Here is a 13,819-nt window from a genome sequence, read left to right as displayed (position 1 = left end):
GGGTCGCGCTGAGTCCTGGCGGAGCTCGATGATGGCTTTTGATTTTTACCGTTCTTCAGTGGCTGGCATTGCCCTGTCGCTTGTCGCGTTCGCGGGAGCTGCGCAGGCTTCGGATCTTCCGAGCAAGAAGGGCGCACCTCTCGCTCCCGTTCCGCCGGCGATCACCTGGATCGATGCGGCGATCAGCATCAAGGGCGTGACCGACTATAACTTCCGCGGTATCTCGCAGACGGATCGCAAGCCCGGCGTGCAGGGTTCGGTCGAACTGCAGTTCTACGACAACCTGTTCTATGCCGGCGTGTTCGGCGCCAATGTCGATCTGGCCACCAGCCCCCCGGCGGAAATCGACTTCTTCGGCGGTATCCGTCCGAAGTTCGGTCCGCTCAGCTTCGATCTCGGCGTGATCCAGTACTACTATCCGAACGAGAAGCAGTATATCGACAACGCGGGCGTGATCTGGACCCCGCGCAACACCGATTTCACCGAACTCGTCGGCAAGGTCTCCTATAACTGGGAAGACAAGGTGACGGTCGGCGCCAACGTCTTCTATGCATGGGATTGGCTCGGTACGGGTGCCAACGGCACCTACGCCTCGGTGACGGCCAAGTACACCCTGCCGTTCCTCGAAGGCCTTGCAGTCTCCGGTGAGTTCGGCCGCTACTGGCTGGGCACCACGGATGCCTATCTCGGCTCGATCCGGCTACCCGATTACAACTACTGGAACGCCGGCCTCTCCTACACCTACAAGAACCTGACGGCCGACCTGCGCTACCACGACACCAACCTGTCGAAGACGAGCTGCTTCCTGCTGACCTCCGACCCTCGCGGCATCACCCGCGGCAATGCCGGCGGCATCTACGGCTCGAAGTGGTGCAACCCGACCGTGGTCGCGACCTTGTCCTTCGACATCACCGCGAGCAGCATCGGCATCTTCGCGCCGAAGTGAGACCGTTCGTTCGGCTCTGAGAACACAAAAGGCCGCTCGCGAGAGCGGCCTTTTTCATGTGACGGGGCGGGCGGTGGCAGACGCCGAACGTCCTTCGTCCTTGCGACTACGTCCAGCCCATAAGTTCGCGCCGCACCGTCGCCTCCAGCGCGTCGATGCCTTCCTGCGAATCGTTCAGGCAGGGCAAATAGGCGAATTTTTCGCCGCCATTGTGCATGAAGAATTCGCGGTTCTCGACGTCGAGCTCCTCGAGCGTTTCCAGGCAGTCGGCCGAGAAGCCAGGGGCGACGATCGCCAGTGATTTCGTGCCGGATTTCGCCAGCGCGATGACGGTTTCGTCGGTATAGGGCTTCAGCCATTCGTCCGGCCCGAAGCGCGACTGGAACGTCAGGCGGAAGCGCTCGGCCGGCAGTCCCAGTTCCTCGCGCAGCAGCCGCCAGGTCTTGGCGCAATGGCAGTGATAGGGGTCGCCCTTGAGCAGATACTCCTTCGGCATGCCATGGAAGGAGCAGAGGATGACCTCCGGATCGAAATCGAGCTTCGCGAGCGAACCGCGCATCGAGTCGGCCAGCGCTTTGATGTAGGCCGGGTCGTCGTGATAGGGCGGGGCGACGCGGACAGCCGGCTGCCAGCGCATCGTCATCAACGCGCGAAACGCCTGGTCGCAGGCGGTCGCCGAGGTTGGGGCGGCATATTGCGGATAGAGCGGCACCAGCAGGATACGGTCGCAACCCTGGTCGAGCAGGGCCTTCAGCCGGCTCTTCACATCGGGGAAGCCATAGCGCATCGCCCAGTCGAAGACGACGCGATCACCCAGCAACGGCTGCAACCGCGCGGCGAGCTGTTCCGTCTGCGAACGGGTAATCGTCTTCAGCGGTCCCTCGTCACGGTCGTTGTTCCAGATCGAGGCGTAGTCCTTGCCTTTCCGGCCGGGCCGCGTCGTCAGGATCACGAGGTTGAGGAGCGGCCACCAGAGCCAGCGCGAGGTCTCGATGACACGGCGGTCGGAGAGGAATTCCCTCAGATAGGCGCGCATGGGCCAATAGCTCGTCCCCTCCGGAGTGCCGAGATTCATCATCAGCACGCCGATGCGTCCGGGCCGGATTTTGGGATGATCCGAAGGGATCCGGACAGCCTGCGTTGCGGCGGCCGGCGTGGTCTCGACTGTCATCGTAGGGCTTTCCATTTCCCTGTGATTTAGAGGAGTTCCGGCTTTCGTCCAGTCATTAGCTGCCTTTCGCGCGGGGGTGCGACATCGTCGAACGGTCGTGGCAACGCGGCCGGCGCGATGGGGCTAGTCTTCGCGTGGCAGGCTTTGCTAGGTTTAGAACACAATCAAACAGAGGCGCGAACCCATGAGCCAGTTGACCCGCCGCAAGGCGCTTGGCGTGCTTGCCGCTCCCGCCGCCATGGCTGCGACGACACCGGTGGCGATGGCGCAGATTCCGGCTCCCGCCTTCACGCTGCTGCTCGTCAACGACATCTACAAGATGGGCGACGACAGGGGCAAAGGCGGCTTCGCACGGGCCGCCGGCATCGCCAGGGCGGAGCGAGCCAAGGGCGTGCCGATGCTGTTCTGCCATGCCGGCGACTGCTACTCGCCCTCGCTGATGTCGGGCTTCGACCAGGGCGCGCATATCGTGGAGATGCAGAACAAGATGGGCATCGACGTGTTCGTGCCCGGCAACCACGAATTCGACTTCGGCAAGGAGAACTATCTCAAGCTCACCGCCGCCCAGACCTATCCGACCTTTGCCGCCAATCTGCGCGATGTGGCGGGCAATGCGCTGCCCGGCCACAAGGATTCGCAGATCTTCGAACTCGGCCCGGTTAAGGTCGGCGTCATCGGCACGACCTACGATCCGACGCCGCAGCTCTCCAATCCCGGCGATCTGAAATTCTCATCGACGATGGAAGCGTTGCGGCGCGAGGCGCGAGCGCTGAAGACGCAAGGGGCCGACATCCTCGTCGCCGTGGTCCATGCCGCCCGCGGCACCGACAACGAGATCGTGCGCTCGCGCCTCGTCGATATCGTGCTGACCGGCCACGATCACGACCTCGCCATCGCCTATGACGGCAAGGTCGTGATGGTGGAGTCCAACGAGGAGGGCAACTACGTCACCGCAATCGACATCGCGGTGACGATCACGGGCGAGGGCGCCGCGCGCCGCGTCGCCTGGACGCCGACCTTTCGCGTCAACGATTCCCGGGCCGCGACGCCCGATCCGGATGTCGCAGCCATCGTGAAGGGCTACGAGACCGAGCTGTCGAAGGAGCTCGACATTGATGTCGCTAAGCTCGCGGCGCCGCTCGATTCGCGCACCGGCGTGATCCGCACGCAGGAAACCGCGATCGGCAACCTCGTCGCCGATGCGATCAGGACCTCGACCGGCGCGCAGCTCGCCATCACCAATGCCGGCGGCATCCGCGCCAACAAGCAATATGCCGCGGGGCAGACGCTGACGCGGCGCGACGTGCTCAGCGAACTCCCGTTCGGCAATGCGACGGTGATGGTCGAGATCACCGGCAAGGACGTCAAAGACGCGATCGAGAATGGGCTGAGGGATGCGCCGCAGGGGGCGGGCCGCTTCCCGGTTGTCTCCGGCCTGAGCTTTGAGGCGGATCTCAAGCAGCCGCAGGGCTCGCGCGTGACCACCGTGACGGTCGATGGCAAGCCGATCGATCCTGCGGGAAAATACACTGTCGCCTCGAACAACTTCATGCTGGAGGGCGGCGACGGCTATGCTGCGCTCGGCCGGGGCAAGACGCTGATCGGCCTGACCGACGGCAAGCTGATGGCCAATGAGGTGATGGTCTATCTGCGCCGGCTCGGCACGGTCGACGCCAGGGTCGAGGGGCGGGCCGTTCTGAAGTGACAGGCCGTCTGAGATGAGCGGCTATGAGGCGGCTCTGGCCGCCTTCCTGTCCTCGCCGGCTTCGCAGGGCTGGCGCGATCTGGCTGTGTTCGCGGATGGCACCGCCGCACGAGCCTGCGCTGCGGCCGACGTGGAACGGGCGGCGGGCCATGTCGTGGCGCCTGCGCCGGACAAGGTCTTCGCAGCGCTTGCGGCGACGCCATTCGATGCCGTGCGCGTCGTCATCCTCGGCCAGGATCCCTATCCGACGCCGGGCCATGCCAATGGACTTGCGTTCTCCTATGTCGGGCCGACGCCGCTCCCGCGCTCGCTGGTCAATATCCGGCGCGAACTGAAGGACGATCTCGGGCTCGCCGCTGCCGCGACCGGCGACCTGACGCGCTGGGCGGTGCAGGGCGTGCTGCTGCTCAACACCGCGCTTACCGTGCGCGAGGGCGCGGCCAAGGCCGGCTCGCATCTGGCGCTGGGCTGGGGCCGGGTCACCGACGCGATCATCGCTGCGGTCTCGGGCAAGCGGCCACATGCCGTGTTCGTGCTTTGGGGCAAACCGGCGCAGGCCAAGCGCGCCTTGATCGAAGAGACGCGGCATCTGGTGATCGCGAGCGCCCATCCGTCGCCGCTCTCGGCCAGACGGGGATTCTTCGGGTCGCGGCCGTTTTCAATGGCGAATGAGTGGCTGGCGGCGCGAGGGGAGAAACCCATAGACTGGTGAGTCGCTGGAAGAACCCCTCTCCCGAAGGGAGAGGGGCAGGGGTGAGGGGATGGCCCATCAACAAGGAAAGCGCAGCCCTAACCGCTCGACAGTTCAGGCAAATCCCGAAACGTCCGTCACCTCCCCCTGCCCCCTCCTTACAGGAGAGGGGTTCCTCGTGCCTCATTCTGATGACGTGTGCCTATCCCACGGGCCTCTCATCCGCGATCACCTTGCCGTCGTTCGGTAAGGCTCCCAGCGGCAGCACCTCGACCGTACCTTTCAGCTTGGTCACCTGCTGCAGGCTCAACGAGACGGCGTCGATCAGCCCGGCCGGCTCGGCATAAATCTCGGCCCGAAGCGTCATCGTATCGACCTCGTCGGCGCGGCCCACGACCAGGCGCAGCTTTGCGATCTCGGCATGGCGCTTTGCGATCTCGGCAACCTGCTCGGGCCTGACAAACATGCCCTTGATCTTGGCGGTCTGGTCGGCCCGGCCCATCCAGCCCTTTATGCGCGTATTGGTGCGGCCGCAGGTGCTGGCGCCGGCGATCACGGCGGTGAGGTCGCCCACGGCGAGCCTGATCTGGGGATGATGCGGATCGAGATTGGTGACCACGATTTCGCCGACCTCGCCCTGCTCCACCGGGTTGCCGGTGCCGGGACGGACGATTTCGACGATCAGGTTCTCGTTCAGAACCATGCCGTCTCGTGCCGAGGTCTCGTAGGCAATCACGCCGACATCGGCCGTCGCATAAAGCTGGTAGGCATCGATGCCATGGTCGCGGACCCAGGCCTGCAGCGACGGCGGGAAGGCCGCGCCCGAGACGACCGCGCGCTTGATGCAGGAGATGTCGATGCCGCGCGACTGCGCCGCTTCGATCAGGATCTTGAGGAAGTCGGGCGTTCCAGCATAGCAGCCCGGCTGGTAGGCGGCGATCACCTCCATCTGCTGCTCGGTGTTGCCGGGGCCGGCCGGGATGACGGCGCAGCCGAGCGCGCGGGCGGCCGAATCCATGATGAAACCGCCGGGCGTGAGATGATAGCCGAAGGTGTTGAGCACCACGTCGCCACGGCGGAAGCCGGCGGCATGGAGCCCGCGGGCCGCGCCCCAGGGATCACTGCTGGTGCCTTCGGGCTCGAAGATCGGGCCCGGAGAGGTGAAGAGCCGGCCAAATGAGCCGAGCGGCGCTGCGACGAAGCCGCCGAAGGGAGGGCTGAGCTTTTGCAGTGCTGGCAGGTCGGCCTTGCGCAGGATCGGCAGCGTCGAGAGGGCGTTGCGATCGGTGATCTGCGCCGGGTCGATGTCCTTGAGATGCGCCGCATAAGCCGGGGCCCTCAGGGCGGCGGCCAGCACGCCCGGCAGGCGGGCGAAAAGGTCCGCCTCGCGCGCCTCGGGCGAGCGGGTTTCGAGATCGTCGTGGTGCTCGGTCATTGCTATCGCCTCTGCGTCACTCAAAACGCTGCTTTCCATTCAGCGTCGTCATTCCGGACAAGCTGCGCAGCCACGCCGATCCGGAATCCATCATCGGGCGTCGCAGCTGAATGGATTCCGGGTCTCCGCTTTGCTGCGCCCGGAATGACGGAGAGGGTCCCAAACCCGTCACGACAGCCAGCGCTTGCGGCGCTTGTAGCTCTTGACCTCGCGGAACGACTTCTTGTTGCCCTCCGCGACACCGAGATAGAATTCCTTCACGTCCTCGTTCTCGCGCAGCATGCTCGCCTGCCCGTCCATGACGATGCGGCCGGTCTCCATGATGTAGCCGTAGGTGGCATAACGCAGGGCCATGTTGGTGTTCTGCTCGGCAACGAGGAAGGAGACGCCCTCGTCGTCGTTGAGCCGGCGAACGATCTCGAAGATTTCCTCGACGATCTGCGGCGCCAGCCCCATCGAGGGCTCGTCGAGCAGGATCATCTTCGGCTTGGACATCATGGCGCGGCCGACGGCACACATCTGCTGCTCGCCGCCCGAGGTGTAGCCGGCCTGCGAGGAACGGCGCTGCTTCAGGCGGGGGAAGAGCTCGTAAATCTTCTCCAGGTCGCGCTTGATCGCGGCGTTGCCGTCGCGGCGGGTGAAGGCGCCGGTCAGCAGGTTTTCTTCGATCGAGAGATGGCCGAAGCAGTGCCGACCCTCCATCACCTGGATGCAGCCGCGGCGGACCAACTCGCTGGGCGACATGCGGTCGACGCGCTCGCCCTCGAACACGATCGAACCTTTCGTGACCTCGCCGCGCTCGGCCTTGAGCAGGTTCGAGATCGCCTTCAGCGTCGTCGTCTTGCCGGCCCCGTTGGCGCCGAGGATCGCGACGATGCCCCTGCGCGGCACATGCAGCGACACCCCCTTCAGCACGAGGATGACGTGATCGTAGATCACCTCGATGTTGTTCAGCGAGAGGATGTTGTCGGTGGTTGTGGCGGCGGCGGTCGGCTGGTCAAGTGTGGTGGTGGACATAGTGCGCTCCTGCCCTTCTCCCCCTGCGGGAGAAGGTGGCTCGGCGAAGCCGAGACGGATGAGGGGTCGCACCGACATCTCCTATTCTGGAGACATCGGCGTTCTGACGCGCAGCGCGACCCCTCATCCGGCGCTGCGCGCCACCTTCTCCCGCAAGGGGAGAAGGGGAGCGTTGGCTGGCGACGCAGCTTACTGCGCCGCCAGTTCATATCAGGACGACTTCTCGCAGGGCTCGGCGCGCTTGGGCCAGTTGCCGGCCTTGTCGGTGTAGTCCTTGGCGTTGGCCTCGATCAGAGGCCGGACCTCGTCCTTGAGGGGCTCCAGCCACTCGCCGGGCTTGGTCCATTTGGTGCCGTCCCACTCCGCGACATAGGCCTTGCTGTGGCCGGAATGGTCGGTGCAGGAGATCGTGGTCGGCGTGGCGAAGCCTTCCATGCCGATTTCCTTCAGGCGGGCCTCGGTGATGTTGAGGCTCTCCAGGCCGCGGCGCATGTCCTCGCCCGTGACGACCTTCTTGCCCGTCAGCTTCTGGGCGTTGCGGATCGCCTCGACGACGAGCATCGAGTTGTAGACGCCGCGGTTGTAGAGGTTCTCGCCGACCTTTTCCTTCGGCGCGAGGCTCTTGCCCTTCTCCACGACGAATTTCTGGATGTCCTGGATGACGGGGAAGTTCGTACCCGCCGCGTTCAGGTTGAGCGACTTGTAGCCCTTCGCCTCCGGTCCGCCGGCGCGCGCGTCGTCGTCGCCACCGGCCCACCAGACGCCGACCAGCTTGTTGATCGGGAAGTTGTTCTTGATCGCCTCCTTGACCGCGGTCGGGTTCATCGCGCCCCAACCCTGGTTGTAGAGGTAGTCGGGCCGGTCGCGGCGGATCGAGAGCCAGAGCGAGCCCTGGTTCTGCATGTCGGCGGCAGCCACGGGATAGAGCTTGAGTTCGAAGCCGTATTTCTTGGCGAGGTTCTCGAGAACCGGGATCGGCTCCTTGCCGAAGGGGGCATCGAGATGGATCAGGCCGAGCTTCTTGCCCTTGAGCTTGTCCATGCCGCCGAGTTCGGCCGCCATGTGCTTCACCATCAGCGAAGCGCCATCCCAGTAGGTGAAGGGCGGGATGAAGACCCAGGGGAAGTTGGTGCCGTCGGCCGAGGCCGAGAGGCCGTAGGCCATCGACAGGATCGGGATCTTGTCGATATGGGCGCGCGGGATGGCGGCCAGCGTCGCACCGGTCGACCAGGGCGAGTAGACGATCGTGTTCTTCGACTTGGCCTGCTCGTAGCACTCGATCGACTTTTTGGTGTCGTAGCCGGTCTCGCATTCCTCATAGACGATCTTGACGCCGCCGACGCCGCCGTCGCGCTCGTTGATCATGGTGATGTAGTCGCGCATACCGTCACCGATCGGGATGCCCGAGCCCGAGAAGGGGCCGGTGCGATAGGCGTTGTTGGCGAAATAGACGCTGTCCTGGGCATTGGCCGGGGTGCTGACGGCACCGGCGGCGAGGAGCGCGCCGAGTGCGGCTCCCTTCAACATGGCGGTCTTCTTCATCTTGCTTCCTCCGTGGTTGCACCGGCTCCTGGCCTGGGGGCCGGCGCCGTCTCCGTTGCGCCTGCGGCATTGTGGTCCGCGCAGGTCGTCTTCCCGGGCCATCTCCATCAATAGGGGAACGGCCACGTCCTCAGTTTCTGCTTCCCGATCTGCCAGAGGCGCGCCAGCCCATGCGGCTCGACGATCAGGAAGGTGATGATCAGCGCGCCGACGAGCATGAAGGTGACGTGCTCGGCTGTGGCGCCCGCCAGCGGAATGCCGATCGCCGGCAGTCCGAATTTCAGGATGGTCGGCAGGCTGGCGATGAAGGCCGCCCCGAAGAAGGAGCCGATCAGGGAGCCTAAGCCCCCGATGATGACCATGAACAGGATGTTGAAGGAGAGGCGGATGTTGAACACGTCGGCTGCTTCGCCTCCGCCATACCAGAGGAAGATCATCATCGCGCCGGCGACGCCGGCGTAGAAGGATGACACGGCGAAGGCGAGCAGCTTGGCGTTGAGCAGCTTGATGCCCATCAGTTCGGCGGCGATGTCCATGTCGCGCACCGCCATCCATGAGCGTCCGAGCTTGCCGTGGACGAGGTTGGAGGCGAACCAGGTCAGCACCACGACGAGGCACAGGCAGACATAGTAGCGGGTCTCGGGCGAAGCGCTGGCGCCGGTGATGGCGATGCCGAAGAGCGTGCGCTGCGGCACTTCGATGGCGCCCGATGCGTTGTAGTTGAACAGCCAGGGCACGCGCACGAAGGCCCATTGCAGGAAGAACTGCGCGGCCAGCGTCGCCACCGCGAGGTAGAAGCCCTTGATCCGCAAGGAGGGCAGGCCGAAGAGCACCCCGATCGCCGCCGAGAACAGGCCCGAAAGCAGGATCAGGACGATGATGTTCACGCCGGGGAAGAACGTCGTCATCTTGTAGCAGGCATAGGCGCCGACCCCCATGAAGGCGGCGGTGCCCAGCGAGATCAGGCCGGTATAGCCCGTCAGGATGTTGAGCCCGATCGCGGCGAGCGAGAACACCAGGAACGGAATCATCACCGACGCGATGACAAAGTCGCTGGCGAAAAGCGGGATGGCGATGAAGGCGACAAGCAGGATAACGGCGATCCCGACCCGGTCCTGCCAGATCGGGAACACCGCCATGTCGGCGGAATAGGTCGATTTGAACTGGCCGGCTTCGCGGTAGAACACGGTGTCAGCCTCTCAGATGCGTTCGATGATCTTGTCGCCGAACAGGCCCTGGGGCCGGAACAGCAGGAAGCCGAGCGCGATGAAATAGGCGAGCCAGCTCTCGATGCCGCCGCCGATCAGCGGCCCCCAGTAGAACTCGCCGAGCTTCTCGCCGATGCCGATGATGAGCCCGCCGATGATGGCGCCGGGGATCGAGGTGAAGCCGCCCAGGATCAGCACGGGCAGCGCCTTCAGCGCGACGATCTCGAGCGCGAAGGAGACGTCGGAGCGCGCGCCCCACATGATGCCGGTGATCAGCGCGACGATGCCGGCGGTGAACCAGACGATGACCCAGATCTGGTTCAGCGAGATGCCGACCGAGAGCGCCGCCTTGTGGCTGTCTGCCACTGCGCGCAGGGCTCTTCCGATGCGGGTGTACTGGAAGAACAAAGCGAGCGCCGCGATCATGACCGAGGCGATGACGGCGGCGGCGATGTCGATCTTCTGCAGCGAGACGAGTCCGCCCAGGATCTTCAGGTCGATCGCGCCGCTGGGCAGATAGAGCTGCTCGGTGATCATGCGCTTGGGATTGCCGCCAAAGACGGCCTCGCCGAAACCGATCAGGAAATAGGTGATCCCGAAGGTCGCCATGAACAGGATGATGTCGGGCTGGTTGACCAGCGGACGCAGCACGACCCGCTCGATCGTCACAGCCAGGACGAACATCACGCCGAGCGTCAGGATGATTGCGAGGAACGCCGGCACGCCCATCTCATGGAGCCCGACCAGCGTCAGGGCCGAGAACACCACCATGATGCCCTGCGCGAAGTTGAACACGCCCGAGGCCTTGAAGATCAGCACGAAGCCGAGCGCGATCAGGGCATAGAGCACGCCGGAGACGAGCCCCTCCCAGACGGTCTGGGCAAGCAGGTCAGGCGCTGCGGCCATCTGGTCGAACGGATCGATGAAGATCTTGTAGAGCGTGCCCGAGCCGTCGAGCCGCGCGCCGAGAATGGCGGCGGCGACGATGGCGGCAAGGATCAGGGCGGTCTTGATCCAGCCATTGGTGAAGAGGTTCGGCACGGGCCGCGCGGCGACGTCGCTCATGGGTTCGCTCCCTTGCGCCCGACACAAAACGCGGCGTCATCCCGGACCAGCCGCGCAGCGGCGCCGATCCGGGATCCATTCCGGAACCCATCCGGAAAGGTTCCGGAATGGATCCTGGGTCTCCGCTTCGCTGCGCCCGGGATGACGGCGGCGGTGGGCCGATATGAGAGGCGAGCGTTCATCAGTGCGCCACCCCCAGATAGGCGTCGATGACCTTCTGGTTCGCCTTGACCTCGTCGGGCGTGCCGTCGGCGATCTTGCGGCCGTATTCGAGCACGACGACGCGGTCGGAGAGGTCCATCACCACGCCCATGTCGTGCTCGATCAAGGCGATCGTCGTGCCGAACTGGTTGTTCACGTCGAGGATGAAGCGGCACATGTCCTCCTTCTCCTCAAGGTTCATGCCGGCCATCGGCTCGTCGAGCAGCAGCAACTCGGGCTCCATGGCGAGCGCGCGGCCGAGTTCGACCCGCTTCTGCAGGCCGTAGGGCAGCTTGCCGACGGGCATCTTGCGGATGTGCTGGATCTGCAGGAAGTCGATGATGTCCTCGACGACCTTGCGATGCTCGATCTCCTCGTTCATCGCCGGGCCGTGGCGCAGTGCCTGCCAGAAGAAATTTCGGTTCATCTTCAGCGTGCGGCCGGTCATGATGTTGTCGAGCGTCGACATGCCCTTGAACAGGGCAACGTTCTGGAAGGTGCGGGCGATGCCGGCGGCGGCGGCGCGATGCGGCTTCATCCGGTCGCGACGCTGGCCCTTATAGGTGATCTGGCCTTCCTGCGGATGGTAGAAGCCGTTGATGCAGTTGAGCATCGAGGTCTTGCCGGCGCCGTTCGGCCCGATGATGGCGCGGACCTCGCCCTTGCGGATGTCGAAGGAAACATCCGAGATCGCCTTCACCCCGCCGAAGCGCAAGCTGATGTTCTCGATCGAGAGCAGGACCTCGCCCTTTGGAGCGCGCAAGGGTTCGCCGGTCACGTTCATGGCTTCCGCGTTCATGCCGCCCTCGCGGGAGTCGGTGCGGTGGCGGGATAGATCGTCGCGTCGCGGACCTTCACATTGGCCGAAATCACGCCCTTGCGGCCATCCTCGAAAGTAACCTCGGTCGAGATGTCGGCCGCCTGCGAGCCGTCATAAAGCGCGTCCACCAGCGGGGCGTAGCGCTCGGCGATGAAGCCGCGCCGGACCTTCTGGGTGCGGGTCAACTCGCCGTCGTCGGCGTCGAGTTCCTTGTGCAGGATCAGGAAGCGACTGATCTGGGCGCCGCCCATCAGCGGCTCGGCAGCGAGCGAGCGGTTCACCTCGTCGATGTGCCTTGCGATCATGTCGTAGACGAGATCGTGGCCGGCGAGCTCCTGATAGGAGGCGTAGACGACATTGTTGCGCTCGGCCCAATTGCCGACCGCCGTCAGGTCGATGTTGACCGCGACGGTGGCGTAGTCGCGGCCCTGGCCGAAAGCGACGACCTCCTTGATGTTGGGATAGAATTTCAGCTTGTTCTCGATGTATTTCGGCGGAAACAGGTCGCCGTTCGAGAGCTTGCCGACATCCTTGGCGCGGTCGATGATCTTGAGATGGCCGGTCTCGTCGAAGAAGCCGGCATCGCCCGAGCGGACATAGCCGTCGGCCGTCATCGTCTCGGCGGTCTTCTCGGGATCCTTGAAATAGCCGCCGAAGATCGAGGGCGAGCGGTAGAGCACCTCGCCATTGTCATCGATGCGGATCTCGACCAGCGGCGCGGGACGGCCGACCGTGTCGGCCTTGATCTCGCCATTGGGCTGCATGGTGATGTAGACGCCGGCTTCGGTCTGGCCGTAGAGCTGCTTCAGGTTGACGCCGATCGAGCGGTAGAACTTGAAGAGTTCGGGGCCGATCGCTTCGCCCGCGGTGTAGCCGACCTTGATGTTGGTCAGGCCGAAGCGATTGCGCAGCGGGCCGTACACAAGGATATCGCCGAGCGTGTAGAGCACGCGCCCGCCGAGCGGCACGCTCTCGCCGTTCAGGATCTTCTCGCCGTATTTTTTCGCGACGCCAAGGAAGTAGTGGAACATCTTGCGCATCAGCGGGCCGGCATCCTCCATGCGCACCATGGTGAGCGTCAGCATGGTCTCGAAGACGCGCGGCGGGGCGAAGGCGTAGGTGGTGCCGACCTCGCGGCGATCGTCGATGACGGTCTCGGGGCCTTCCGGGCAGTTGACGCAGAAGCCGGCGATGATCGCCTGCGCATAGGAGAAGACATGATCGCCGACCCAGGCGATCGGCAGATAGGCGATTATCTCGTCGCTCTCGTTCAGCCCGTCGAACTGGCAGCCGATCTCGGCGGCGGTGATGACGTTGAAATGGCTCAGCATCACGCCCTTGGGGCGACCTGTCGTGCCCGAGGTGTACAGGATGATGCCGAGATCGGAACCGGAGCCCGCATCCTTCTCACGGTCGATCGCAGCGCCGGCCTCGGGGCTCGCGGCGATCGCCTCGCGGCCTGATACGATGACCTTGTCGATCTCGTGCAGCTTGGCGTGGTCGTAGTCGCGCAAGCCCCGCGGCTCGTCATAGAGCATATGGCGCAGGTTCGGCAGGCGCTCAGTAATGGAGAGGATCTTGTCGACCTGCTCCTGGTCCTGCACGCAGGCGAAGACGGCCTCGGCATGATCGAGCACATAGGCCATCTCGTCGGCGACGCTGTCGGCATAGACCGGCACCGGCACTGCGCCCAGCCATTGGGCTGCAGCCATCGACCAATAGAGCTTGGGCCGGTTGTAGCCGATGATCGCGACCTTGTCGCCGCGCTTCAGGCCAAGCAGCTGCAGGCCCTTGGCGTAGGCGCGGACATGCTCGGCGACCTCCGCCCAGTTCCAGCTCTGCCAGATGCCTAGATCCTTGTGCCGGAACGCGACGCGCGCGCCACGCTGCTGCGCGTTGCGGATCAGCAGTTTTGGAAAGGTATCCGGCTGGCCGGCGCTTGCGCTTGCCACGATCGTCCATCTCCACCCTGTCGGGCCGCTGTCGGTGCAGCGACCTCGTTCTGGACCGTTCTCGAT

At 64.6% G+C, this 13,819-nt stretch carries 11 protein-coding genes; 3 read left to right on the top strand and 8 right to left on the bottom strand.

The features are described 5' to 3' along the window. Positions 1-31: 31 nt before the first annotated feature. Positions 32-946, top strand: coding sequence for a TorF family putative porin (locus tag AXW83_RS14570; protein WP_168166099.1), 915 nt, complete (start codon positions 32-34; stop codon positions 944-946). 106 nt (positions 947-1,052) lie between these two features. Here the strand turns inward: AXW83_RS14570 and hemH are convergent, their stop codons facing one another. Further along, positions 1,053-2,117, bottom strand: coding sequence for a ferrochelatase (hemH, locus tag AXW83_RS14565; protein ID WP_236841668.1), 1,065 nt, complete (start codon positions 2,115-2,117; stop codon positions 1,053-1,055). Positions 2,118-2,301: 184 nt separating this feature from the next. On the opposite strand from hemH, the gene AXW83_RS14560 reads away from it, so the two are divergent. Next, positions 2,302-3,822 (top strand): bifunctional metallophosphatase/5'-nucleotidase, encoded by a 1,521-nt coding sequence (locus AXW83_RS14560; RefSeq protein WP_066614650.1) that lies wholly within the window; start codon positions 2,302-2,304, stop codon positions 3,820-3,822. Positions 3,823-3,835: 13 nt separating this feature from the next. Next, the gene (gene ung, locus AXW83_RS14555; RefSeq protein ID WP_066614646.1) at positions 3,836-4,534 is read left to right on the top strand and encodes a uracil-DNA glycosylase; all 699 of its coding nucleotides are present in this window, start codon (positions 3,836-3,838) and stop codon (positions 4,532-4,534) included. Between the two features lie 181 nt (positions 4,535-4,715). On the opposite strand, the gene AXW83_RS14550 is transcribed toward ung, so the two are convergent. The 7 genes from AXW83_RS14550 to AXW83_RS14520 form a co-directional block, all read right to left on the bottom strand. Then, positions 4,716-5,948: a phenylacetate--CoA ligase family protein gene (locus AXW83_RS14550; protein ID WP_066614643.1), complete on the bottom strand. Its 1,233-nt coding sequence runs from the start codon at positions 5,946-5,948 to the stop codon at positions 4,716-4,718. Positions 5,949-6,116: 168 nt separating this feature from the next. After that, a complete protein-coding gene (locus AXW83_RS14545) occupies positions 6,117-6,965 on the bottom strand; it encodes an ABC transporter ATP-binding protein (RefSeq protein ID WP_066614641.1) in 849 nt (282 codons plus the stop codon). A gap of 210 nt (positions 6,966-7,175) precedes the next feature. Continuing rightward, positions 7,176-8,507 (bottom strand): ABC transporter substrate-binding protein, encoded by a 1,332-nt coding sequence (locus AXW83_RS14540; protein WP_066614639.1) that lies wholly within the window; start codon positions 8,505-8,507, stop codon positions 7,176-7,178. 107 nt (positions 8,508-8,614) lie between these two features. After that, entirely contained in the window at positions 8,615-9,694 is a 1,080-nt protein-coding gene (locus AXW83_RS14535) for a branched-chain amino acid ABC transporter permease (RefSeq protein WP_066614635.1), read from the bottom strand. Between the two features lie 12 nt (positions 9,695-9,706). Continuing rightward, the gene (locus AXW83_RS14530) at positions 9,707-10,621 is read right to left on the bottom strand and encodes a branched-chain amino acid ABC transporter permease (RefSeq protein WP_066620529.1); all 915 of its coding nucleotides are present in this window, start codon (positions 10,619-10,621) and stop codon (positions 9,707-9,709) included. A 340-nt stretch (positions 10,622-10,961) separates the two neighbouring features. After that, on the bottom strand, positions 10,962-11,780 hold the full coding sequence (locus AXW83_RS14525) for an ABC transporter ATP-binding protein (protein ID WP_066614634.1): 819 nt from the start codon (positions 11,778-11,780) through the stop codon (positions 10,962-10,964). After that, positions 11,777-13,753 (bottom strand): AMP-dependent synthetase/ligase, encoded by a 1,977-nt coding sequence (locus AXW83_RS14520; protein ID WP_066614633.1) that lies wholly within the window; start codon positions 13,751-13,753, stop codon positions 11,777-11,779. Before AXW83_RS14520 ends, AXW83_RS14525 begins: the two co-directional genes overlap by 4 nt. Positions 13,754-13,819 lie beyond the last annotated feature (66 nt).

The sequence above is a fragment of the Bosea sp. PAMC 26642 genome (assembly GCF_001562255.1).
Classification (GTDB): domain Bacteria; phylum Pseudomonadota; class Alphaproteobacteria; order Rhizobiales; family Beijerinckiaceae; genus Allobosea.
Note: the sequence above shows the minus strand (reverse complement) of the source record. Positions and strands in the feature narration are given on the sequence as shown.